Origin of the sequence: Flavobacterium sp. N1719 (genome assembly GCF_025947045.1) — a bacterium.
Classification (GTDB): Bacteria; Bacteroidota; Bacteroidia; order Flavobacteriales; family Flavobacteriaceae; genus Flavobacterium; species Flavobacterium stagni.
Window position 1 is genome coordinate 2,551,263 of record NZ_CP109993.1, and the last position, 22,418, is coordinate 2,573,680.

Annotated in this window: 19 protein-coding genes; 14 read left to right on the forward strand and 5 right to left on the reverse strand. The window is 40.6% G+C overall.

Going from position 1 to position 22,418, the window contains the following annotated elements:
- Positions 1 to 60 precede the first annotated feature (60 nt).
- Together purL and OLM45_RS10895 are read left to right on the forward strand one after the other, a co-directional pair.
- Complete coding sequence (purL, locus tag OLM45_RS10890; RefSeq protein ID WP_264510078.1) at positions 61 to 3,714, forward strand: phosphoribosylformylglycinamidine synthase; 3,654 nt, start codon at positions 61 to 63, stop codon at positions 3,712 to 3,714.
- A gap of 82 nt (positions 3,715 to 3,796) precedes the next feature.
- Complete coding sequence (locus OLM45_RS10895; RefSeq protein ID WP_264510080.1) at positions 3,797 to 4,246, forward strand: hypothetical protein; 450 nt, start codon at positions 3,797 to 3,799, stop codon at positions 4,244 to 4,246.
- A gap of 162 nt (positions 4,247 to 4,408) precedes the next feature.
- On the opposite strand, the gene OLM45_RS10900 is transcribed toward OLM45_RS10895, so the two are convergent.
- Positions 4,409 to 4,990 carry a dual specificity protein phosphatase family protein gene (locus OLM45_RS10900; protein WP_264510082.1) on the reverse strand — a complete coding sequence of 194 codons (582 nt, stop codon included), beginning with the start codon at positions 4,988 to 4,990 and terminating at the stop codon, positions 4,409 to 4,411.
- Positions 4,991 to 4,993: 3 nt separating this feature from the next.
- Positions 4,994 to 6,919, reverse strand: coding sequence for an LTA synthase family protein (locus OLM45_RS10905; RefSeq protein ID WP_264510084.1), 1,926 nt, complete (start codon positions 6,917 to 6,919; stop codon positions 4,994 to 4,996).
- Positions 6,920 to 7,036: 117 nt separating this feature from the next.
- On the opposite strand from OLM45_RS10905, the gene OLM45_RS10910 reads away from it, so the two are divergent.
- The 4 genes from OLM45_RS10910 to OLM45_RS10925 all read left to right on the forward strand — a co-directional run bounded on the left by OLM45_RS10910 (position 7,037) and on the right by OLM45_RS10925 (position 10,554).
- On the forward strand, positions 7,037 to 8,818 hold the full coding sequence (locus OLM45_RS10910) for an AMP-dependent synthetase/ligase (RefSeq protein WP_264510086.1): 1,782 nt from the start codon (positions 7,037 to 7,039) through the stop codon (positions 8,816 to 8,818).
- Between the two features lie 182 nt (positions 8,819 to 9,000).
- Positions 9,001 to 9,390: a hypothetical protein gene (locus OLM45_RS10915; protein WP_264510088.1), complete on the forward strand. Its 390-nt coding sequence runs from the start codon at positions 9,001 to 9,003 to the stop codon at positions 9,388 to 9,390.
- Positions 9,391 to 9,471: 81 nt separating this feature from the next.
- Positions 9,472 to 10,092: an SOS response-associated peptidase gene (locus OLM45_RS10920; protein ID WP_264510090.1), complete on the forward strand. Its 621-nt coding sequence runs from the start codon at positions 9,472 to 9,474 to the stop codon at positions 10,090 to 10,092.
- Between the two features lie 75 nt (positions 10,093 to 10,167).
- The gene (locus OLM45_RS10925; RefSeq protein WP_129462137.1) at positions 10,168 to 10,554 is read left to right on the forward strand and encodes a DoxX family protein; all 387 of its coding nucleotides are present in this window, start codon (positions 10,168 to 10,170) and stop codon (positions 10,552 to 10,554) included.
- Between the two features lie 33 nt (positions 10,555 to 10,587).
- Here OLM45_RS10925 and OLM45_RS10930 read toward each other — a convergent pair whose 3' ends face one another.
- Both OLM45_RS10930 and OLM45_RS10935 read right to left on the reverse strand, forming a co-directional pair.
- A complete protein-coding gene (locus OLM45_RS10930) occupies positions 10,588 to 11,124 on the reverse strand; it encodes an acyl-CoA thioesterase (protein ID WP_319799987.1) in 537 nt (178 codons plus the stop codon).
- Positions 11,125 to 11,154: 30 nt separating this feature from the next.
- Complete coding sequence (locus OLM45_RS10935) at positions 11,155 to 12,543, reverse strand: hypothetical protein (protein WP_264510092.1); 1,389 nt, start codon at positions 12,541 to 12,543, stop codon at positions 11,155 to 11,157.
- 331 nt (positions 12,544 to 12,874) lie between these two features.
- Between OLM45_RS10935 and OLM45_RS10940 the strand changes: the two genes are divergently transcribed.
- From OLM45_RS10940 to OLM45_RS10975, 8 genes are all read left to right on the forward strand, one after another.
- Positions 12,875 to 13,306 (forward strand): MarR family winged helix-turn-helix transcriptional regulator, encoded by a 432-nt coding sequence (locus OLM45_RS10940; RefSeq protein ID WP_129462127.1) that lies wholly within the window; start codon positions 12,875 to 12,877, stop codon positions 13,304 to 13,306.
- Positions 13,307 to 13,326: 20 nt separating this feature from the next.
- Positions 13,327 to 15,717 carry a 3-hydroxyacyl-CoA dehydrogenase/enoyl-CoA hydratase family protein gene (locus OLM45_RS10945; protein WP_264510094.1) on the forward strand — a complete coding sequence of 797 codons (2,391 nt, stop codon included), beginning with the start codon at positions 13,327 to 13,329 and terminating at the stop codon, positions 15,715 to 15,717.
- 103 nt (positions 15,718 to 15,820) lie between these two features.
- Positions 15,821 to 17,002, forward strand: a complete 1,182-nt coding sequence (locus OLM45_RS10950; protein ID WP_264510096.1) for an acetyl-CoA C-acyltransferase — start codon at positions 15,821 to 15,823, stop codon at positions 17,000 to 17,002.
- 42 nt (positions 17,003 to 17,044) lie between these two features.
- Positions 17,045 to 17,398, forward strand: coding sequence for a four helix bundle protein (locus tag OLM45_RS10955; protein ID WP_264510099.1), 354 nt, complete (start codon positions 17,045 to 17,047; stop codon positions 17,396 to 17,398).
- Positions 17,399 to 17,461: 63 nt separating this feature from the next.
- Positions 17,462 to 19,252, forward strand: coding sequence for an acyl-CoA dehydrogenase family protein (locus OLM45_RS10960; protein WP_264510101.1), 1,791 nt, complete (start codon positions 17,462 to 17,464; stop codon positions 19,250 to 19,252).
- A 117-nt stretch (positions 19,253 to 19,369) separates the two neighbouring features.
- Positions 19,370 to 19,891 carry a superoxide dismutase family protein gene (locus OLM45_RS10965; protein ID WP_264510103.1) on the forward strand — a complete coding sequence of 174 codons (522 nt, stop codon included), beginning with the start codon at positions 19,370 to 19,372 and terminating at the stop codon, positions 19,889 to 19,891.
- Positions 19,892 to 19,893: 2 nt separating this feature from the next.
- Positions 19,894 to 20,472: a YdeI/OmpD-associated family protein gene (locus OLM45_RS10970; RefSeq protein ID WP_264510105.1), complete on the forward strand. Its 579-nt coding sequence runs from the start codon at positions 19,894 to 19,896 to the stop codon at positions 20,470 to 20,472.
- A 47-nt stretch (positions 20,473 to 20,519) separates the two neighbouring features.
- A complete protein-coding gene (locus OLM45_RS10975) occupies positions 20,520 to 21,716 on the forward strand; it encodes an LETM1-related biofilm-associated protein (RefSeq protein ID WP_264510107.1) in 1,197 nt (398 codons plus the stop codon).
- On the opposite strand, the gene can is transcribed toward OLM45_RS10975, so the two are convergent.
- Positions 21,713 to 22,351, reverse strand: coding sequence for a carbonate dehydratase (gene can, locus OLM45_RS10980; RefSeq protein WP_264510109.1), 639 nt, complete (start codon positions 22,349 to 22,351; stop codon positions 21,713 to 21,715). The genes OLM45_RS10975 and can overlap by 4 nt on opposite strands.
- Positions 22,352 to 22,418: the final 67 nt, after the last annotated feature.

The following is a 22,418-nucleotide window of genomic DNA, read 5'->3' on the forward strand; positions in this document are numbered from 1 at the left end:
CGGTTTGCTTCCCTTTTGAGATTCCCTTACCTTTGTGCCACAACTTACAACAACACAACAATGATTCATTTTTTCGGTAACGAAACCGGAACTGTTTATGCAGTTCAGTCTACTACTCCATTTTCTGAAGAAACGCTACAAAAACTCAATTGGTTGTTTGGAAATACCCAAAAAATCGACCAAACAGAAATCATAGGTACTTTTATCGGACCCCGCGCTACCATGGTAACTCCTTGGAGCACCAATGCGGTTGAAATCACCCAAAACATGGGAATTTCAGGCATTGTACGCATCGAAGAATTTCATGCGGTAAAAGAGGCTGTAACCGATTTTGATCCCATGCTTTCGCAACAATTTGAGCGTTTGCATCAAGAGCTTTTCACGATTCAGCTCCAACCCGAACCGATTTTAGAGATTGAAGATATTGCCGCCTACAACCAACAAGAAGGTTTGGCTTTGAGCGATGAAGAAGTGGCCTACTTGAATCAATTGGCCGAAAAATTAGGACGAAAATTAACCGATTCTGAAGTTTTTGGTTTTTCCCAAGTCAATTCGGAACACTGCCGCCACAAAATATTCAACGGTACTTTTGTGATTGACGGTGTTGAAAAAGAAACATCTTTATTCAAATTAATTAAAAAAACGTCCGCCGAACATCCCAACGATATCGTTTCGGCGTATAAAGATAATGTGGCTTTTATCAAAGGGCCGGTGGTGGAACAATTTGCACCGCAACGCGCAGATGTGGCCGACTTTTATACCAAAAAACCTTTTGAATCGGTGCTTTCACTAAAGGCAGAAACGCATAATTTCCCGACTACGGTCGAACCTTTCAACGGTGCGGCAACAGGTTCGGGTGGTGAAATTCGCGATCGTTTAGCCGGTGGTCAGGGTTCGCTCCCACTTGCTGGAACGGCCGTTTACATGACGGCCTATTCGCGATTAGCACAAGATCGTCCCTGGGAAAAAGGCGTTGAAGAACGTCCCTGGTTGTACCAAACTCCAATGGATATTTTAATCAAAGCATCCAACGGGGCCTCCGATTTTGGGAATAAGTTTGGCCAACCCTTAATCACGGGTTCGGTGCTTACGTTCGAACACGAAGAAGACAACCGTAAATTAGGTTATGATAAAGTGATCATGCAAGCCGGCGGAATTGGTTATGGCAAAGCCGAACAAGCGCAAAAACACGAACCGCAATTGGGTGACCAAATTGTGATTTTGGGCGGAGAAAACTACCGCATCGGAATGGGTGGAGCCGCTGTTTCATCTGCTGATACAGGAGCTTTTGGTTCGGGAATCGAATTGAATGCTATCCAACGTTCCAATCCTGAAATGCAAAAACGCGCAGCCAATGCCATTCGTGGTTTGGTTGAAAGCGACCATAACCCGATTGTTTCCATTCACGATCATGGCGCAGGTGGCCATTTAAATTGTCTTTCAGAATTGGTAGAAGCTACTGGAGGAGCCATTGACCTAGACAAACTTCCTGTAGGAGACCCTACCCTTTCTGCCAAAGAAATCATTGGCAACGAATCCCAAGAACGCATGGGATTGGTTATTGGATCCAAAGATTTGGAAACACTAGAACGAATTGCTGAACGCGAACGTTCTCCCATGTATACAGTGGGTGCTATCACCAACGATCATAAATTCACCATTGCAGGTTCTAAGTCGGGTGCCAAACCCATGGATCTCGCCTTAAGTGACATGTTTGGGAGTTCGCCCAAAACCATCATGAATGATGCAACTATCGAACGAAAATATGATTCGATAACCTATACTACTGACCAACTACACACCTATTTAAATCAAGTTTTACGCTTAGAAGCCGTAGCTTGTAAAGATTGGCTAACCAATAAAGTAGACCGTTGTGTAGGTGGTCGCGTTGCCAAACAACAGTGTGCGGGTCCGTTGCAATTGCCCTTAAACAATGTGGGGGTTATGGCTTTGGACTTTAACGGAAAAGAAGGTGTAGCGACCAGTATTGGTCATGCACCAATTGCGGCCTTAATTGATCCCCAAGCGGGAAGTCGCAATGCGATTGGTGAAGCCTTATCCAACCTTGTTTTTGCTCCCTTAAAAGATGGATTACAAAGCGTTTCTTTGTCAGCGAACTGGATGTGGGCGTGTAAAAATGAAGGCGAAGATGCCCGATTATATGCCGCTGTGGAAGGGTGTTCTAATTTTGCTATCGAATTGGGAATCAACATACCAACAGGGAAAGATTCGCTTTCCATGAAACAAAAATATCCAAATGGCGATGTGATTGCGCCAGGAACAGTGATTATTTCGGCTATTGGAAATTGTTCGAATATTACAAAAGTAATCGAACCCGTAGCCCAACGCAATGCCGGTTCGTTGTATTACATTCCACTTTCTCAAGACGGATTCAAATTGGGAGGAAGTTCGCTAGCCCAAATACTTAACAAAATTGGTAACGAAACACCATCGATTCAAGATGCTGACTATTTCAAGAGAGCTTTTAATACCATCCAAAACCTGATAAAGAACCGTCAAATTGCGGCAGGTCACGATGTGGGAAGTGGCGGTTTGATTACGACACTTTTGGAAATGTGTTTTGCAGAAGTAGGATTGGGTGCTCAATTAAGTTTGGCAGGATTTAGTGAAAAAGATGCTGTAAAAATCCTTTTTGCAGAAAATATTGGCATCGTACTTCAAGCGCAAAACGACACTGAATTTGAAGCCGCTTTCGCGAAAGAAAATGTAGAAATAATTGCTTTAGGAACGATTTGCGAAGGCAATACACTAAATATTGATTCATTTGAATTTGATATTCCAGAATTGCGTAAAATTTGGTTTGAAACTTCGTATTTATTAGACCAAAAACAAACTCAAAATAACAAAGCACACGAGCGTTTTACCCATATTTTTGAACAACCACTTACTTATACTTTCCCAGCCCATTTTACGGGAAAAATTGAGTCTACGCCGACAACCCGACCCAAAGCTGCGATTATTCGTGAAAAAGGAAGTAATTCGGAACGGGAAATGGCTCATGCGATGTATTTGGCCGGATTTGATGTAAAAGACATTCACATGACCGATTTAATTAGCGGTCGTGAAAACTTGGAAGATGTCCAATTCATCGGTGCTGTGGGAGGTTTCTCCAACTCAGATGTATTGGGAAGTGCTAAAGGATGGGCCGGAGCCTTTTTATACAATGAAAAAGCGAATACGGCTTTAAAGAATTTTTTTGCACGCCAAGACACACTTTCTGTCGGCATTTGTAACGGCTGTCAATTATTTATGGAATTGGAACTTATTCATCCCGAGCATGCTGTTCATGGAAAAATGCACCATAACGACAGTCAAAAACACGAAAGTATATTTACTTCTGTAACGGTTCAAAAAAACAATTCGGTAATGCTTTCTACATTGGAAGGCAGCACCTTAGGCGTTTGGGTGTCGCATGGTGAAGGAAAATTCCATTTGCCAGAAGCTGAAAATCAGTATCATATTGTCGCAAAGTATGCTTACGAGGACTATCCCTCTAACCCGAATGGATCGGATTACAATACGGCCATGTTGTGCGATACAACAGGTAGACATTTGGTGATGATGCCGCATATTGAACGCTCCATTTTCCCTTGGAACTGGGCCTATTATACCGATCGTGGCGTGAAAGACGAAGTGAGTCCGTGGCTAGAAGCTTTTGTCAATGCGCGCAAATGGATCGATAAAACAAAATAATTTGTTATAAAAAACCTAACCTTTACTAAAATTGGGTTAGGTTTCTTTTTTATTTATATCTTGTACTTCAAATTAGAATTTTATGCAATTACGCTCCTTTTTATTGATCGCTTTTATGGTTGTTACTTCTTTTTCATTTGGTCAAAAAGTGACAGAAATCGAAACTGAAGACGGCAAACATTTTATTACCACAACCTGTGAATACCCTATTTATGGAACGTATCAATTCAAAGGTGCCGAACCTATCATCGAACTCAATTCCGGTGGCACTGGGCAATACCAACAACACGATGCCTTGAAACGACCGATGATTTGGGGATTGGAATGTTCGGAAAGCGGTGAATTGAAGGCTACAAAGGGCTACGATAATGTCAAGTATATTTTATACTACAAATACACCACACCTGTTGCGGGTGAACCTGAAGAATCCTGGATGCGTATTGAAATGACCGTGCATTTAAATTCGGGTAAAATCTTCATCAACGGCGAACGTATGAAGTTGTTTTCAGCGAAGGAGGAGAAAAAGAAATAATTAAAATGACGATTATTAGTTTACAGTCGCAGTCGCAGTTTTCAGTAGTTGTAAGGAAAAGAAGAATACGTTGGAAGTTAAAATATTCGTGAATTTGGACAACTAATTTTCAAATTCTCAAATCTTCAAATTGCCACATCGACACATTGACTCATTGCCCCATTACTTCTCCCCTTTCTGCTTGCGGGTTTTGTAGTTTTTCAAAAATTCTCCTTTGGGTTTTCCATCATCAAACGAACTGAACATGACCGGAAAAGCGGCTTTTTGACGGGCTTCTTCATTGGACATGCCTTCGTATTCAATACGGTAAATGGCAGAGTAGATTTGTGCCCGACCTATTCCATGATAACAGTGGATTAAAACGGGATAATTCTTTGGATTATCCATAATTTCATAAAAATAATCCAAGTTCTTTTGATTGGGCACTTGATCGGAACCATTATTGTAATAATTCACACCTGGAATTTTGGCAACGGCTTCTTTTTCCGCTTTTAATTCGGCAGGAACTTCCGGATTATTGACATCGTCACCCGTACCTGGAAACCGCAAATCGACAATGGATTTGATGTGGTATTTGTCCACATATTCTTTGATTTCATCGGGAGGAATGACACCACTTTTGTACACTTTCCCCTCGGTAATTGTCATGAAGTTATGGTTAATATGTCGGTCGTAAACATACTTACCTCCAGCAATTAAAACTATAGTAAAAACAGCTAAGAGTATTTTATTTCGTAAACGCATTTCTTAAGGTTTAGAAGTCAATTTTTTATCAATAATTCGTTCCATATAATCTTGTAAAAAAGCTTTACAGCGTTTTTCTAAAAGATTCATTTCTGCATTGCGATGGGCAATTAAATTGTGTTTTAACGCATAATCATTTCGCTTGTAAAACCCCACTGCTTTTTGTCCATCAAAAGTACAAATATAATTCCCACTCATCATTTGGTACAAATCAGAAGAATAACGCATCACAAATGGCGGCACTTTTGTATCGCTGATCAAGCTTCTTCCCCAACTGCGAAACGGCTTTTCATAGCCCATCATATCCAAGATTGTTGGATAAATATCGATTTGCTGCGCCCATTCGTTATTCACGCCCTTATAGTTAAACTTGGGCGAATAAAATAAAATGGGGACAGTATGTGCGTACTGATCGTTATAATACTTGTCGTAATAAATCAAATTATCATGGTCGGCAACCAAAACAAAAATGGTATTGTTGAACCACGGCTCTTTGGAGGCCGCTTTGAAGAACTGTTTGAGTGCAAAATCCGTGTAGCCTACACATTGGTGCATGGGGTTGGTTCCTTTTGGGAATTTCCCTTTGTATTGATCCGGAACGATATACGGTTCGTGGGAAGATACCGAGAACAAAGTAGCCATAAACGGTTGTTTTTTGGCCGAAATGGTTTTGTTGAAATACTGAAAAAACGGTTCGTCCCAAATTCCCCAATATCCATCAAAATCTTGGTCGTTATTGTACTCATTTTTACCGTAATAATGATCAATACCTAAAATATTACTAAAACCTAAAAATCCCATCGAACCATTGGGCGCACCATGAAAAAACGAAGTATCGTAGCCTTCACTTTTCAATACTGAAACCAAGGATTCAATTTTCTGTTTCGGATACGGTGAGGAAGTAAAGGCATCTTTAAAGGAGGGGATTCCAGAAAGCACCGATGACATTCCATGAATGGATTTATAACCGTTCGCGTAGGCTTTGGTAAAAATCAAACTGTGTTGTGCCAAAGAATCCACAAACGGCGCATAGCCTTTGTAGCCTTTGATTTGCTCGTCTTTATTAAACGAACTGATGTATTCTTTTCCAAAACTTTCCAAGATAAAAATCACCACATTGGGCTTGGTTTTGGGATTGTTTTTATAGTGTTTGATGGGCACCAAAAGTGAATCTACCGTGGATTGATCCACCAATTGCACTTTTTGAAAGGTATTCGTATTCCATGTGCGGATCACTGCAAACGGCGTATTCAACACAAAATCCGATTGTGAAGCATCGGTTACAAAACGGCTCGCATCTACCACATTGATGGGTCGGGTACTCTTTCTAAAGTCGCCTCGAATCCCTCCAATACACAATGCAACAATCAATAATAAGGATACTGTAGAAGCGAAAAAATACTTTAATGATAACTTTTGCTTGTCGGATTTAACTTTTTGTTTTCCATACAAATACATCCAAAGTAAAGAAAAGCCGACAAACAATACAAATACATGCCAATAGTGAATCAAAAAACTTCCAAACAATGCTGCCTTATTGGTTTCATTTTCGACAATATCCATAGAAGCTCGGGTGCTTCGATTGAACGAATACCGGTAATAAATGAAGTCAATGAAGTTGAGTGAAAAAGCAATTAAATTTGTGGTGAAATATAGAATTTTGAGTCCGACCTGATACCCTTTTCGTTGATTTATAGTAAAAGGAAGAATGGAGAGTAAAATAAACAACGAATTGACATAAAGAATCGTTGTGGTATCAAAAGCTAACCCATGATAGGCCAACGGAAATAAGTCGGTCCACGAATCCACTTTGATTAGATTCGAATTGTAAAAATAAAATAGAAATCGAGCAATCATGTAAAACATATAGGCTAAAAAAAGCCTGTATGCCAATACTTTATATTCGTTTAAACGTGGAAAATGACGCATTATGGAATTGATTCAAATCGGACACAAAGCTACAAATTACGATTTTATTGCGTCTAAATTTTAAATTAATATTGTGAAAGCCCGCTGTTTTCGTTAATTTGGCAAAAAAAATTGACTATGCAATCCATCAGCAGGCTGTTTGATTTCCCCTACCACCAATTGTCCAAAAACAACAAAGCGGACTGTTTGGTAACCAAATATGGCGAGGAATGGGTAAAAACCTCGACGCAAGAATACATTGATCAAGCCAACGCTATATCACGTGCTTTACTTCGTTTGGGCGTCCAGAAAAATGACAAAATAGCGATTATATCCAGCACCAACCGAACGGAATGGAATATCTGTGATATTGGAATACTACAAACGGGCGCTCAAACGGTGCCGATTTATCCCACCATTGCTGCAGAGGATTACGAATACATTTTGAATCATTCTGAGTCATCCTATTGTATTGTTTCTGATAGCGAAGTTTTTGCCAAATTAAAATCGGTTCGCCACAATGTCCCGAGTTTAAAGGAAATTTATGCATTCAATGAACTCGCTGACTGTTTAAATTGGAAATCTTTACTCGAACTTGGTGCAGACACGTCCAATCAAAATGAAGTGGAAGTACGAAAAGACGGGGTACTAACCACAGATCTAGCCACAATTATTTATACCTCAGGAACAACTGGTAAACCAAAAGGGGTAATGTTGTCCCATCAGAATATTGTTTCCAATGTTTTGGACAGTGCACCACGCATTCCTTTTGAAGAAGGCAAATCCAAAGCGTTGAGCTTCCTTCCTGTTTGCCACATCTTTGAAAGAATGATATTATATATCTATCAGTATTATTCGGTTTCTATATATTTTGCTGAAAGCATCGATAAATTATCCGACAACATCAAAGAAGTTCATCCCAATGTTTTTTCTGTCGTTCCGCGATTGTTGGAAAAAGTATACGACAAAATCTATCAAAAAGGTGCCGAACTCACAGGATTGAAACGTAAAATTTTCTTTTGGGCTTTAGAACTAGGTTTAAAATACGAACCCTATGGTGCCAACGGTTGGTGGTATGAATTCCAATTAAAAATTGCTCGTAAACTAATCTTTAGTAAATGGCAAGAAGCCTTGGGCGGTGAATTAACCGTTATGGTTTCTGGGAGTGCGGCGTTGCAACACCGACTCATTCGCGTTTTTGCCGCAGCAGGAATGCCGGTTATGGAAGGCTATGGTTTAACCGAAACATCACCCGTTATTGCCGTAAACGATCAAAAAAATGGAGGTTTTAAAGTAGGGACTGTTGGTCGTGTGATTGATAATGTCGAACTCAAAATTGCAGAAGATGGCGAAATCTTGTGCAAGGGTCCGAACGTCATGATGGGCTACTACAAAGATGAAACTTTGACCAATGAAGCCATTAAAGACGGCTATTTCCATACGGGGGACATTGGAGAAGTCGACGCCAATGGTTTCTTAAAAATTACCGATCGTAAGAAAGAAATGTTCAAAACATCGGGTGGAAAATACATTGCCCCGCAAATGATTGAAAATGCGATGAAACAGTCCTTCTTCATTGAGCAAATCATGGTGATTGGCGACGGTGAGAAAATGCCGGCAGCCTTTATACAACCTAGTTTTGAATTTGTGAAAGAATGGGCCAAAAGGCACCACGATTCAATTGGAACTTCTTATGAAGAAATTGCTTCCAACCCGCATGTGATTGCGCGAATTCAAGAAGAAGTGGATAAAATCAATGAGCGATTTGGGAATTGGGAAAAAATTAAAAAGTTTGAGCTCACCCCTACCGTTTGGAGCATCGATGGCGGTGAATTAACACCGACCCTCAAACTCAAACGTAAAATTATTAAGGAAAAATACAAACACCTGTACGATAAAATATATCGTGATGACGAATAAAAGCGACACCCTTCGGGGTGTTTTTTTTTGTATTACTATTCTCGCAAGCCTATTAAAACCTAACGAAGCACTCATTATCAACAATTTATAAATTTCAACAGTTAATAACTTCTAGGAACAATTGTTAAATTTTAATCGATTGTAACTAATTTTAGTACTGATAACCAATAAACTAAACGATTATGAATGCAAAAAAATTAATTGCTGGCGGTATCGTTGGCGGCATTGCTTACTTCTTATTGGGATGGGTTGTGTACGGCATGTTATTGCATGACTTCTTTCCACAACCTCCAGGTGAAGAGAACTTGACACACATTTTTATCGGTTCGATGAGTTATGGCTTCCTTATGGGTTGGGTGTTCCAACTGAATGAGGGCATTGGCAAATGCGTACCCGGAATCAAAGCCGGTATGGGTATCGGATTGTTTGCCGCCTTACACATGACCTATTTTATGCACATGTACGAAACCAGTTTTGATATGAAATTAATGGTGGTTGACACCCTTGCTATGATTGGGATTTCTGCACTAGTGGGCGCTATCGTTGCTGTAGTCAACGGTAAGCTATCATAAATTGAAGTAATTGGGATTAAGAAACACGAGTGGAAACATTCGTGTTTTTTTTATCTTTACTTTTAAGCGAACAATTATACTATGTGTTTTTACATGCAAATGAAAGACCCCAAGGTCAAACTGGAAGATCGTTTTAAAGCGAAAGTTGCTCCTCAAATGGAACTGCCACAATCCGATATCTTTAATGGTTTTGAGCACCCTAACATTGGATTAATCACGGACCAAGCACCTGACACTATTCAATGCGACTTCAGTTGGGGATTGTTGCCGCATTGGGCCAAAGACACCCAATTTCGTAAAAACACCTTAAATGCGCGAATTGAAACATTGGCTGAAAAACCCTCATTCCGTGAGGTCATTCAAAATAGGTGTATTATCCCTGCTAATGCTTTTTACGATTGGCATTGGTTGGATGAAAAAGGAAAAAACAAACAACGGTATATCATTTATGGCCCTGACGAACTCTTTGCATTTGCCGGTTTGTACAGTTATTGGACACATCCTGAAACCGGCTCACAAATGGGTACCTATGCCGTATTAACCACAACAGCCAATGCCACCATGAGCTTCATTCATAATTCTAAAAAGAGGATGCCTATCATTTTAAAGAAAGAAGATGAACAACGCTGGTTGCACCATGATTTGGATCCTTCGCAATTGGCATTCCCGTATGAAGTGCCTTTATTGGCATTTCCAGGATAACCTTTAAATGTTAATTTTCTGATTTCCTGAAGACTATTTTGTAAATTAGAACAATAAACCAATAACCAAAAAACTATGTTAGAAAGAAATCACCACCTCGGCTTACTCATTTTGCGCCTTTTTGTGGGCGGACTTATGTTGTTTCACGGAATTGCCAAAGTTGAACACGGCATTGATTTTATCAAAGAAGCCGTTGGTCCCCTCGCCTATGGCGTTTATTTTGGCGAATTATTAGCACCCTTAGCGATTGTATTGGGATATCGCACCCGATTGGCCGCTTTGATTTTTGCCATCAACTGTATCGCAGCAATAGCTATCGCTCACTCCACTGAAGTATTACGTTTAAACGAATATGGCGGCTACGCTCTGGAATTACTTATGCTTTACATTGTAGGAGCGGTGAGTTTATTCTTCTCTGGCGGAGGCGCATTTGCGGTTTCGGTGAATAGTAAATGGGATTAATAAAGTTATGAATTATGAGTTATGAATTATGAGTTATGGATTATTGCCGTTGGAATATTTTGTTTCAGCGTATTGCAATAAATCTTTAACCAATTTCTTTTTGTCTTGAATAAGGATTACTGGGTAATGCAGTTCGGGTAAATCAATCCCCATACCTTGGGTGATGCTATTTAACGGAACTGCATTTCCATTTTGAACCACACGGATTTCTTTAATAGCCAAGGTGTACAATTTTCCCCGACGCATCACAACCGACTCGACATACATACTCGTTTCATCCCAATAAACCAATTGATTGGAAACGGAAAACTTTTGAAACGGTTGTAGGGAACGGCGATAGATAATGGTGGTATTGACAACAGGTGCCATGATTTTGTTTTTTAGTGCATAACGAAAAAACCCTGAACGAATCACCAAATCAAACCGACCCAACTCCATGTATGTCAGGTACCGCGCATTGTTCATGTGGAAATATTCATCCAAATCAAAAAGAGAAACCCGATACTGATGGGTGATGCGCTCCCCAAACGAATGAATACGGGACGGAACAAACTGCGCATAAAAATCCAGATTTTGTAGAGGACGAGTTGCATAATTCTTCTAATTTTTAAAAAGTGAAAACACCGTATCCCCCACTTTCGATTGACCATTTATATAGAAACTCCTATCCGCATGAAGATACAGCTCGTAGTTAGATCCTTTCAATTCCATAAAACCACCTTGAATTTCGATCGTATTCGGCAAATACTTTTCAGCACCTTGAAAGGGTTGTTGAAACCGGGGAAAGTTAGCTGTATTGGATTTTGCCGCTTGCACATTGGACAATTGTTTTCCCACATACAAATGAAAAGGCATGCCATGCGTTGAAAATCGCAAAGTATCTTTGGGTTGGATATACAAATACTGCAGGGCTTCTTTTCTTTTTTGTGGTTCTTTGAAAAAAGCATCAACCGCTTGTTCATCTGAAAAAAGAATCACTTCAAATGGCGTTGCATTGATAAAGGTGAGTCCGCTGGAATCGGGCGTAGTATACTTCATTTGGTAAAAATCAAATCCCGTTTTTACGGTATCCAAAACTTTAGAATCCAATGTAATTTTATTTTCTGGATAGTAAAAAAACGACGGATAATACCCGACTTTTGCGGCTTCGATTTGCTGTTTTCGTTCGGCTTTGCGGTGTTGTCCGTAATAGGCCCCAATGATAAAAAGAATAATAATCCCCAACAATATACTCCCCATAAATTTAAAATCACCCATCACGCGCTGGCGTTCGCGTTTACCTTCGGCACCTTCGGGATGATGGAAAAGGTAATACACCCCGCCAAACATCGTTTCAAAAAAATGAATGATTCCGGGTTTATTGATGATTTCTATGGTCTGATTGAGCAGTCTTCGGCGTTTGTTTTCGATGGAAAAAATGAGTTGTGCCAATTTTTTATCGTTCAAAAGTTGGATAAAATCCGTGTAATTTTTAAACAACGACCAATCGACCTTGGAATCGGCGATTTCAAGATCGGCATCAAATTGGAGTAATCGGGCTTCCAACTTGTTTTTCAGGGTTTGTGCGACCCGTTCTGGAAGAATAGCCTTGTAACGCAACATGAATTTCAAATAGTAGAACCGATTTTGATCCAATTCTTCAACAAGGAAAACGATCCAATCGTCACTGAGGAATTGTTCGACTTCCGTAGCTAATTGAGCAAATGAGAATCCTTCATAAGTACATTCCGGATAGTCTTTCAACAAATCCGTTTTGGATTGAAAGAGCTGGGCAAACTCGGGAAAACCATCCAAAAAACGCAACAATTCACTTTTTTCCTTTAAGGCAGCAAGAAATTGTTCTTTGCTATTGCGTTGTAATTGTACTCCTCGGAAAGAAGTTTCGAGTTTTAGCATTTTCTCAAAACGCTGAATATCCGACGACTGCCATTGCGAGGGCGGTTCGGTGGAATAGGTTTGAGCGAAATAATAGCAATAAATAAATGACATAGCAATTTCAAAGGGGAAAGGTACGATTTAAATCGGAACATCTATGAAGCAGGAATTGCGTGAGCGGTTGAAGCGGCATCCTTTTGTGAAGTGCAACGGAACAAAAGATACAGTGTAAAACGCGACCCGCAGGGGCACGCCCTAAGAATATGCTAACAAAACACAAGAAGGAACAATAGTATCCTTAACATTATAATTATTTTGTTGAAAATAATACTAAAAACATAAATACTGCACATTTTTTTACTATGCGCGCATATTTTTTTGATTTTATTATGCGTGCATAACATTTTTTATGTATTTTTGAAATCGATTTCGTAACCTAACCTTTATGAAAGAAAAAACAATAGACTATGCATTACGCGCTACTTGGCAAGCCGTTGCACGAATGTATAATGAAGAAGCATCTAAATATGATGCCTCGATGGCAGTAGGTTTTGCACTACTCAGTATCGATAAAGAAGAAGGAACGCCTTCCTCCTACATTAGTAACCGTATGGGGATGGAACCCACGAGTTTGACACGAACCCTAAAAACATTGGAAGATCGTGGATTGATTTACAGAGAGAAAAATCCTGATGATGGACGGGGAGTTTTGATTTTTTTGACCGAAGAAGGAAAAGAAAAACGGGAATTATCGAAAAATACCGTGTTGCGCTTTAATGAAAGTATTCGAAAACATATTTCGGATGAACAACTCAAACACTTCATGGAAGTGACCGATATCATTAATGATTTGATTGCCGAAAAAAAGATTTTTTAAACAAACAACATAGCACCTCTATGAAACGTATTATTAAAAAAGTGGCTGTCGTGGGATCCGGAATTATGGGGTCGGGCATTGCCTGCCATTTTGCGAACATCGGACTTGAAGTTTTGCTCTTGGATATTGCGCCCAATGCACTCACGCCGATGGAAGAGAAAAAAGGATTAACACTTGAACACAAAGCAGTTCGTAACCGTATTGTCAACGACCACTTGGCGAATGCCTTGAAATCCAACCCCTCCCCGATTTACAGTCAGAAGTTTGCTTCCCGCATCACAACGGGAAATACGACCGACGACATGGCCAAAATCGCTACTTGTGATTGGGTGATTGAAGTGGTAGTAGAACGATTGGATATCAAAAAATTGGTGTTCGAGCAAATCGACAAGTACCGTAAACCGGGTACTTTGGTAACTTCAAACACGTCAGGGATTCCGATTCACTTTATGAGTGAAGGACGTAGTTCCGACTTCCAAGCGCATTTCTGTGGGACGCACTTTTTCAACCCCGCGCGCTACTTAAAATTATTTGAAGTTATTCCCGGACCGCAAACGAGTCCGGAGGTGATTGACTTCTTATTTGAATACGGTTCTAAATTCCTTGGAAAAACATCCGTCATCGCTAAAGATACGCCTGCCTTCATCGGGAATCGTATCGGAATATTCGGCATCATGAGTTTGTTCCACCAAGTCAAAGAATTAGGCTTGACCATCGAAGAAGTGGACAAATTAACTGGTCCCGTGATTGGTCGCCCGAAATCGGCTACTTTCCGTACCGTCGATGTTGTGGGTCTTGACACCTTAGTGCATGTGGCCAATGGGTTATACGACAACTGTCCGAACGATGAAGCACACGATTTGTTCCAATTGCCCGAGTTCATTCAGAAAATGATGGAAAACCAGTGGTTGGGCAGCAAAACTAAGCAAGGGTTTTATAAAAAAGAAGGCAAAGATATTCTTTCGTTGGATTTGGATACCTTGGAATACCGTCCCAATAAAAAAGCATCGTTTGCCACGTTGGAACTCACCAAAACCATTGATAAACCAATTGATCGTTTCAAAGTTTTAGTAAAAGGAAAAGACAAAGCAGGTGATTTCTACCGTAAGAATTTTGCCGCCATGTTTGCTTATGTATCCAACCGTATTCCCGAAATCTCTGACGAGTTATACAAAATTGACGATGCCATGAAAGCCGGTTTCGGTTGGGAAAATGGTCCGTTCGAAATTTGGGATGCCATCGGAGTAGCGAAGGCGATTGAAATCATGCAAAACGAAGGCTACCAACCCGCCGCTTGGGTCAACGAAATGATCGCTTCGGGTTCGACTTCATTTTACACCGTAAAAAATGGAGCAACCTATTTCTATGATAGTGCTTCTAAAGCATACATCAAAAAACCAGGCCAAGAAAGCTTTATCATCCTCGATAATATTCGCGACACCCAAAAAGTATGGGGCAACAGCGATTGCACGCTCTTCCATTTGGGTGACGGGATTTTGAACTTAGAATTCCACTCCAAAATGAATACTATTGGCGGTGGCGTTTTAACCGGAATCAACAAAGCCATTGATTTGGCCGAAAAAGAATACCACGGATTAGTCATTGGTAATCAAGGGGCTAATTTTTCCGTGGGTGCCAACATCGGGATGATTTTCATGATGGCGGTCGAACAAGAATACGACGAATTGAATAGGGCCATCAAACTGTTCCAAAATACAATGATGCGTTGCCGCTATTCTTCGATTCCTGTAGTTGTGGCGCCACACGGTATGACTTTAGGTGGTGGATGTGAAATGACTTTACACGCTGACCGCGTCGTCGCTGCTGCAGAAACCTATATCGGATTGGTAGAATTTGGTGTTGGGGTAATCCCAGGTGGTGGTGGATCCAAAGAAATGACCTTGCGTGCTGCCGACCTATTCCGTAAAAACGATGTGGAATTGAATGTGTTACAAGAGTATTTCTTAACCATTGGGATGGCAAAAGTGGCGACTTCTGCCTACGAAGCTTTTGACCTTGGTATTTTACAAAAAGGAAAAGATATCGTGGTAGTGAACCGCGATCGACAAATTGCTACGGCGAAACAAATTGCGTTGCAAATGGCCGAGCAAGGCTATACCCAACCGGTCGAACGCAAAGACATAAAAGTACTCGGAAAACAAGCGCTTGGGATGTTCTTGGTGGGCACCGATCAAATGGTGGCCGGTCAGTACATTTCGGAACACGACCGCAAAATTGCGAATAAACTGGCCTACGTAATGGCTGGTGGGGACTTATCGGAACCAACTTTGGTTTCTGAACAGTATTTATTGGATATCGAACGAGAAGCGTTCTTGAGTTTGTGTACCGAACGCAAGACGTTAGAACGTATTCAGTTTATGTTGACCAAAGGAAAACCACTACGTAATTAGATAATAGAGGAAAGAAGAAAGAAAAAAGATGTCTCTTTCAGTGAAACGGTCTTTTTTCTTGCAATGCAAATGATCTTTCTTCTCAATAAAATTCTTACTAATAATGAAGACAGCTTATATCGTTAAAGGATACCGCACCGCAGTAGGGAAAGCCCCGAAAGGTCTATTCCGATTCAAACGTCCGGATGAATTGGCAGCGGAAACCATAGAATATTTAATGCAACAATTACCCGATTTTGACCGTTCCCGCATCGATGATGTGATGGTAGGTAATGCCATGCCCGAAGCGGAACAAGGTCTCAACATGGGGCGATTAATTTCCTTAATGGGATTAAAAGTGACCGATGTTCCTGGGGTAACCGTGAACCGTTATTGCGCCTCGGGTGTGGAAACTATCAGTATGGCAGTGGCGAAAATTCAGAGTGGCATGGCCGATTGTATCATCGCGGGTGGTGCTGAAAGCATGAGCTACATTCCGATGGGCGGGTACAAACCTACTCCCGATTACAAAGTGGCAGCCGCTGGACATGAAGATTATTACTGGGGCATGGGACTCACCGCTGAAGCGGTTGCGAAGCAGTTCAATGTTTCCCGCGAAGATCAAGATGTTTTTGCTTATGCATCCCACCAAAAAGCGATCAAAGCCCAACAAGAAGGTCGTTTTGCCAATCAAATTGTGCCCATTACTGTTGAACATACTTTCATCAATGAAGCGGGTAAAAAAGAAACCAAAAATTATACGGTAACTCAAGATGAGGGTCCGAGAGCCGATACCAATCTTGAAGCATTGGCCAAATTACGTCCCGTATTTGCCGCTGACGGAAGTGTAACCGCAGGTAATGCTTCGCAAATGAGTGACGGTGCAGCTTTTGTGATGATTATGAGTGAAGCCTTGGTGAAAGAACTCAACCTCGAGCCCATCGCTCGTATGGTGAGTTATGCCGCAGCGGGTGTCGAACCCCGAATTATGGGTATCGGTCCGGTGAAAGCAATTCCGAAAGCTTTACAGCAAGCGGGATTGCAATTGAAAGACATCGACCTGATTGAATTGAACGAAGCTTTTGCTTCCCAGTCGTTGGCTGTAATCCGCGAATTGGACATCAATCCAGAAATCGTGAATGTCAATGGTGGTGCGATTGCTTTGGGTCACCCACTGGGTTGTACTGGCGCCAAACTTTCGGTCCAACTCTTTGACGAAATGAAACAACGCGGCAGCAAATACGGTATTGTTTCGATGTGTGTAGGAACGGGACAAGGCGCAGCGGGAATTTATGAGTTATTGTAGAAGAAAGAGCAAAGAAGCAAGAAGAAAGAGTATCAAAAATGTATGAAACATAATTTTAAAAACTTGAAAATTTGGACACTTTCGATGGAAATCACTTTTGATATTCACTCGATTTGTTTAGAATTTCCAAAGTTTGAAAATTATGGTTTGGCCAGTCAAATGAATCGTGCTGCTGTATCAATTCCTTCAAACATTGCCGAAGGCTCTAATCGTGGTGACCACCATTTTGTTCATTTTTTGAATATTAGTTTGGGGTCTTCATTTGAATTACAAACGCAATTATTAATAGCAAATCAAAAAAAATATTTAACCGAAGAAAAAACAATTGAAATAGAAAACAAAATCATCGAATTACAAAAAATGATTAGTGGTCTTATTACTAAGCTTAGTTCTTAGTCTTTTCTCTTGCTTCTTTCTTCTTTTTTCTAAAATAAAATTTAAAATTTAAAATATCCTATCATGGCAGATATTACAAGAGGCGGCCAATTCCTCGTAAAAGAAACCCTTTGTGAAAACATCTTTACGCCGGAAGATTTTTCAGATGAACAAGTAATGATGCGTGATTCTGTAAAAGAATTCGTAGACAAAGAAATTTGGGCGAATAAAGTTCGCTTCGAACAAAAAGACTATGCTTTCACCGAAGAAGTGATGCGCAAAGCGGGAGAAATGGGCTTTTTGAGTGTGGCGGTTCCAGCGGAATACGGCGGTCTCGGAATGGGATTTGTTGATACCTGTTTGGTATGTGACTACATCTCAGGAGCGACCGGTTCGTTTTCTACTGCTTTTGGTGCGCATACCGGAATTGGTACGATGCCGATTACCTTGTATGGAACTGATGAGCAAAAGAAAAAATACGTTCCTAAGTTGGCTTCTGGCGAATGGTTTGGTGCGTATTGCTTGACCGAACCGGGTGCTGGTTCCGATGCGAATTCTGGAAAAACCAAAGCGGAATTAACGGCAGATGGCAAACATTATAAAATTACAGGTCAAAAAATGTGGATTTCCAATGCCGGATTTTGTTCCCTTTTCATTGTGTTTGCACGCATTGAAGACGATAAAAACATTACCGGATTTATTGTAGAAAATGACCCGAATAACGGAATTTCGTTAGGAGAAGAAGAACACAAATTAGGGATTCGCTCCTCCTCTACCCGTCAGGTATTTTTCAACGAAACCTTAGTGCCCGTTGAAAACATGTTGGCCGGTCGTGGCGAAGGATTCAAAATCGCCATGAATGCCTTGAATGTGGGTCGCATCAAATTAGCAGCGGCTTGTTTGGATGCACAACGTCGTTTGGCTAATAATGCTGTTGGTTATGCGAATGAGCGTTTCCAGTTCAATGTTCCGATTGCTTCTTTTGGAGCGATTCGTCAAAAATTAGCCAACATGGCGACTTCTGCGTTTGCCGGAGAAAGTGCGACCTATCGCGCAGCGCATGACATCCAAAACCGTATTGCCATTCGCGAAAGCGAAGGATCATCCCATCAAGAAGCCGAATTAAAAGGGGTTGAAGAATTTGCAATTGAATGTTCGATTCTTAAAGTAGCCGTTTCTGAAGATGCCCAAAACTGTGCTGACGAAGGTATCCAAGTCTATGGCGGTATGGGTTTCTCAGAAGATACACCGATGGAAAGTGCTTGGCGTGATGCTCGTATTGCCCGTATTTACGAGGGAACCAATGAAATCAACCGCATGCTTTCAGTGGGCATGTTGATCAAAAAAGCCATGAAAGGGCATGTGGATTTGATTACGCCTGCCATGAAAGTGCAAGAAGAATTAATGGGCATTCCATCGTTTGACACCCCTGATTATTCAGAATTGTTTAGTGAAGAAAAGGAAATCATTGGCAAATTGAAAAAAGCCTTTTTGATGGTGGCAGGTGCGGCTGTTCAAAAATACGGTCCCGATTTAGAAAAACACCAACAATTGTTGATGGCCGCTTCGGATATGTTAATCGAAATTTATATGTCGGAAAGTACTGTTTTACGTGTAGAAAAAATGGCAAAGAAAAATGGTGCGGAAAGTTGTAAAGAGCAAATTGCTATGGCCCAATTGTATTTATACAATGCCGTTGACACAGTGTACACCAAAGGAAAAGAAGGCATTATTTCATTTGCTGAAGGCGATGAACAACGCATGATGTTAATGGGCTTACGCCGTTTTACCAAATATACCAATATGCCTAATGTAGTGGCTTTACGCGAAACTATTGCGGAAAAACTCATTGCAGAAAATGGCTATTGTTTCTAATTATTAGTTACGTTTAATTGTTTGAAAACCGTCTTCTTAGGAGGACGGTTTTCTTTTTAACCGAATTTTTAGAATAGGAAAAATTAGAAAACTGTATCTTTGGTAAAAATGATTCGTATGAAAAAAGTAATTCTTACCGCAGCGCTACTAACCGCAATTATCGTAGCTTGTAAGTCAGCCAACACCCCCGAAAACAGTGTAAAAATTGCCCTCGAACCCAAGAGTAACAGTCAGGTGAACGGTACCGCTACGTTTACGGAGAAAAAAGGAGTAGTTACTTTGGAAGCGAAAATCACCGGACTCAAACCGGGTGTGCATGCGATTCATATTCATGAAAAAGCTGATTGTTCTGCGGGTGATGCGACATCAGCGGGTGGTCATTGGAATCCGACGCATGTGAAACATGGAAAATGGGGCGATGCCGAACACCATAAAGGCGATATTGGCAATTTTACTGCTAATAATCAAGGAGAAGCAACCGTGACTTTTTCTACGGATCAGTGGTGCATCGGCTGTGGTGATCCCAATAAAGATATTTTGAACAAAGGTTTGATTGTACACGACAAAGCCGATGATTTTGTAACCCAACCCACAGGAAATGCAGGCGGTCGCGTGGCTTGTGCCGGAATTATAAAGTAAGAATGACTTTAGAAAAAGACCACTATTATTTTGCAACAGCAGAAGCATGGCGCGATTGGCTCGAAAAAAATCACAACAAGGAAAATCGGGCCTATCTCATTTTCTACAAAGTCAGTAGTACCCAACCCAGTATGCGATGGGAAGAAGCCGTGAAAGTGGCCATTTGTTATGGTTGGATTGATTCAACGGTAAAGAAAATGGACGAGGAACGCCGTCGCCAATTGTTTACTCCACGCAAAGCCAAAAGTGTGTGGAGTAAGGTAAACAAATCGTACATCGAAGAATTAGAGGCAAAAGATCTACTGCATGAAAGTGGTAAAAAAATAATTGCTTTAGCCAAAGAAAACGGCAGTTGGGAATCCTTGGATGCGGTGGAAAATTTAGAAATTCCTGCTGATTTAAAAGCCGCTTTTGACGCAAATGAGAAAGCACATTCGCATTTTACGCAATTCAGTAAAACCTACCGCAAAAGCTATTTGTACTGGCTCAATCAGGCCAAACGACCAGAAACCCGAGAAAACCGCATTGCAGAAATCGTGCGTTTGTGTGAACAGAACATTAAATCACGGGGCAACTTCTAAATTTACTCGCGGAAAACTGTACTTTTACAGTATTCAATAATGGCACCATGATAAACCCGTCTGCGCACGGCTGGATTGATAAATTTCTCATTGAACGCACAAAGACCAGTGCGATAGGTTCTTTTGACCCTATTTCGTGGTATGAAAATCTTCGTTCCAGTGGGTTTATTTATGGACATTGTATCCAAATTTCAGGTATAAATACCGAAGAATTGAGTCAATGGGATTCTGAAGAAATCTCGAAGGTCGCCTTACTCAATGCATTGTATGAGCTCTACTTTTCAACTGTAAATAATCCTGACACGACTGATTTTACTCAAAAAGCACTCGGATTTTACAAAGAAATGTCACCGAGTGGTTTTGGGGATTTATTGCAAAAAATACTGCCCGCAAACGCCAGTCAGAAACTTGAAGATTATATTGACGGGCGCGTGCAAACCAACAAAGACATATTACGGAAGAACTTTTCCCACATCATCACCAATGCGTTACTTTTTATCGATGTCTTGGCCTTTGAACATTATTTACAAAAAGGAAAACTTCCTGAAAAGTACTTAAAACGGTTTGAAGAAACCTTAATGGGTCTGGTTTCGTTGGTTTTACAAGTCAAAACCCAAAAATCAGCTCACGATGATTTATTGATTAAATTGTTTGAAGCCTCGGTGCGCTATACCCAATTTTCAAAGGTAAAAATAACGTCCTTGGACCAATTGGCGTTGGAAGCGTTTACCCAACCCATGGAAGCGTTGTATTTATTGGATATTGCCACACTTTCGTTATGGAGTGACGGTCAAATGGACAATGAAGAACGCTATTTTTTATTTGCTTTGGGCGAATATTTGGGTATTGCTGAAACGGTTACAGAAAAAGCAATTGACTTCACAGATGCGTTTATCAGTACCCATAAAAAGGACATTCACTACTTTAACTACTCCCATCCCGTCAAACATTTTTACGACCAAACGACGCAAAGTGTTATTTTCCTTATCAAAAGAAATAAAAAACGACTGACGCAGGAAATTCGAGAAAGTAAAGAATTGATGCAATTGTTGGCGAAATCTACCCAAAGGGATTTGGATGCGGAAGAAAAAAAGAAAGTAAAAAAACAGTTACTAGACATCTGCAAAAGCGTTCCGTCGCTCACCATTTTTCTACTTCCAGGGGGAAGTTTACTATTACCAATCCTAATTAAATTTATTCCCCAGTTATTGCCATCGGCTTTCAATGAAAACCTAGATGATTAGAATTTTAAGCGGTAGACTTCATCCAAGTCTGCATTTGACGTTAGGTTGACATCCAAATCAGTTACATAGCCTGAATTCAATCCATAGACCCATCCGTGTAGGGTTAAGTTTTGACCATTTCGCCAAGCCCCTTGTACGATTGATGTTTTGGCCAAATCAAACACTTGTTCTTGCACATTGATTTCCACAAATTTATTGAAACGCTCTTCGTGATCTTCAATACTATTTAAATAGTCCTCGTGCAAACGGTAAACATCTTTGATATGGCGAATCCAGTTATCAATCAAACCAATTGATTGATTACCCATAGATGCCAAAACACCGCCACAACCGTAGTGACCACAGACAATAACATGCTTCACTTTCAATACGTTAACAGCATAATCCAACACGCTAAGCATGTTCATGTCACTATGGATTACCATATTGGCAATGTTACGGTGAACGAATACTTCGCCGGGCTTGGCACCGATAATTTCGTTGGCAGGTACACGGCTATCCGAACATCCAATCCATAATAATGGAGGTTGTTGTCCTTTGGATAAATCTTTAAAATAATCTTGATCGATTGCTAATTGGTCCTCGACCCATTTTTTGTTGTTGTCTAAAATTTTTTTGTAAAAATCGTCGCTCATGTTGTCAATTTTTAGAGAGTGTTAAGTGTGTATGTAAATGTAGCGTTTCACTTTATGGTATTCACCA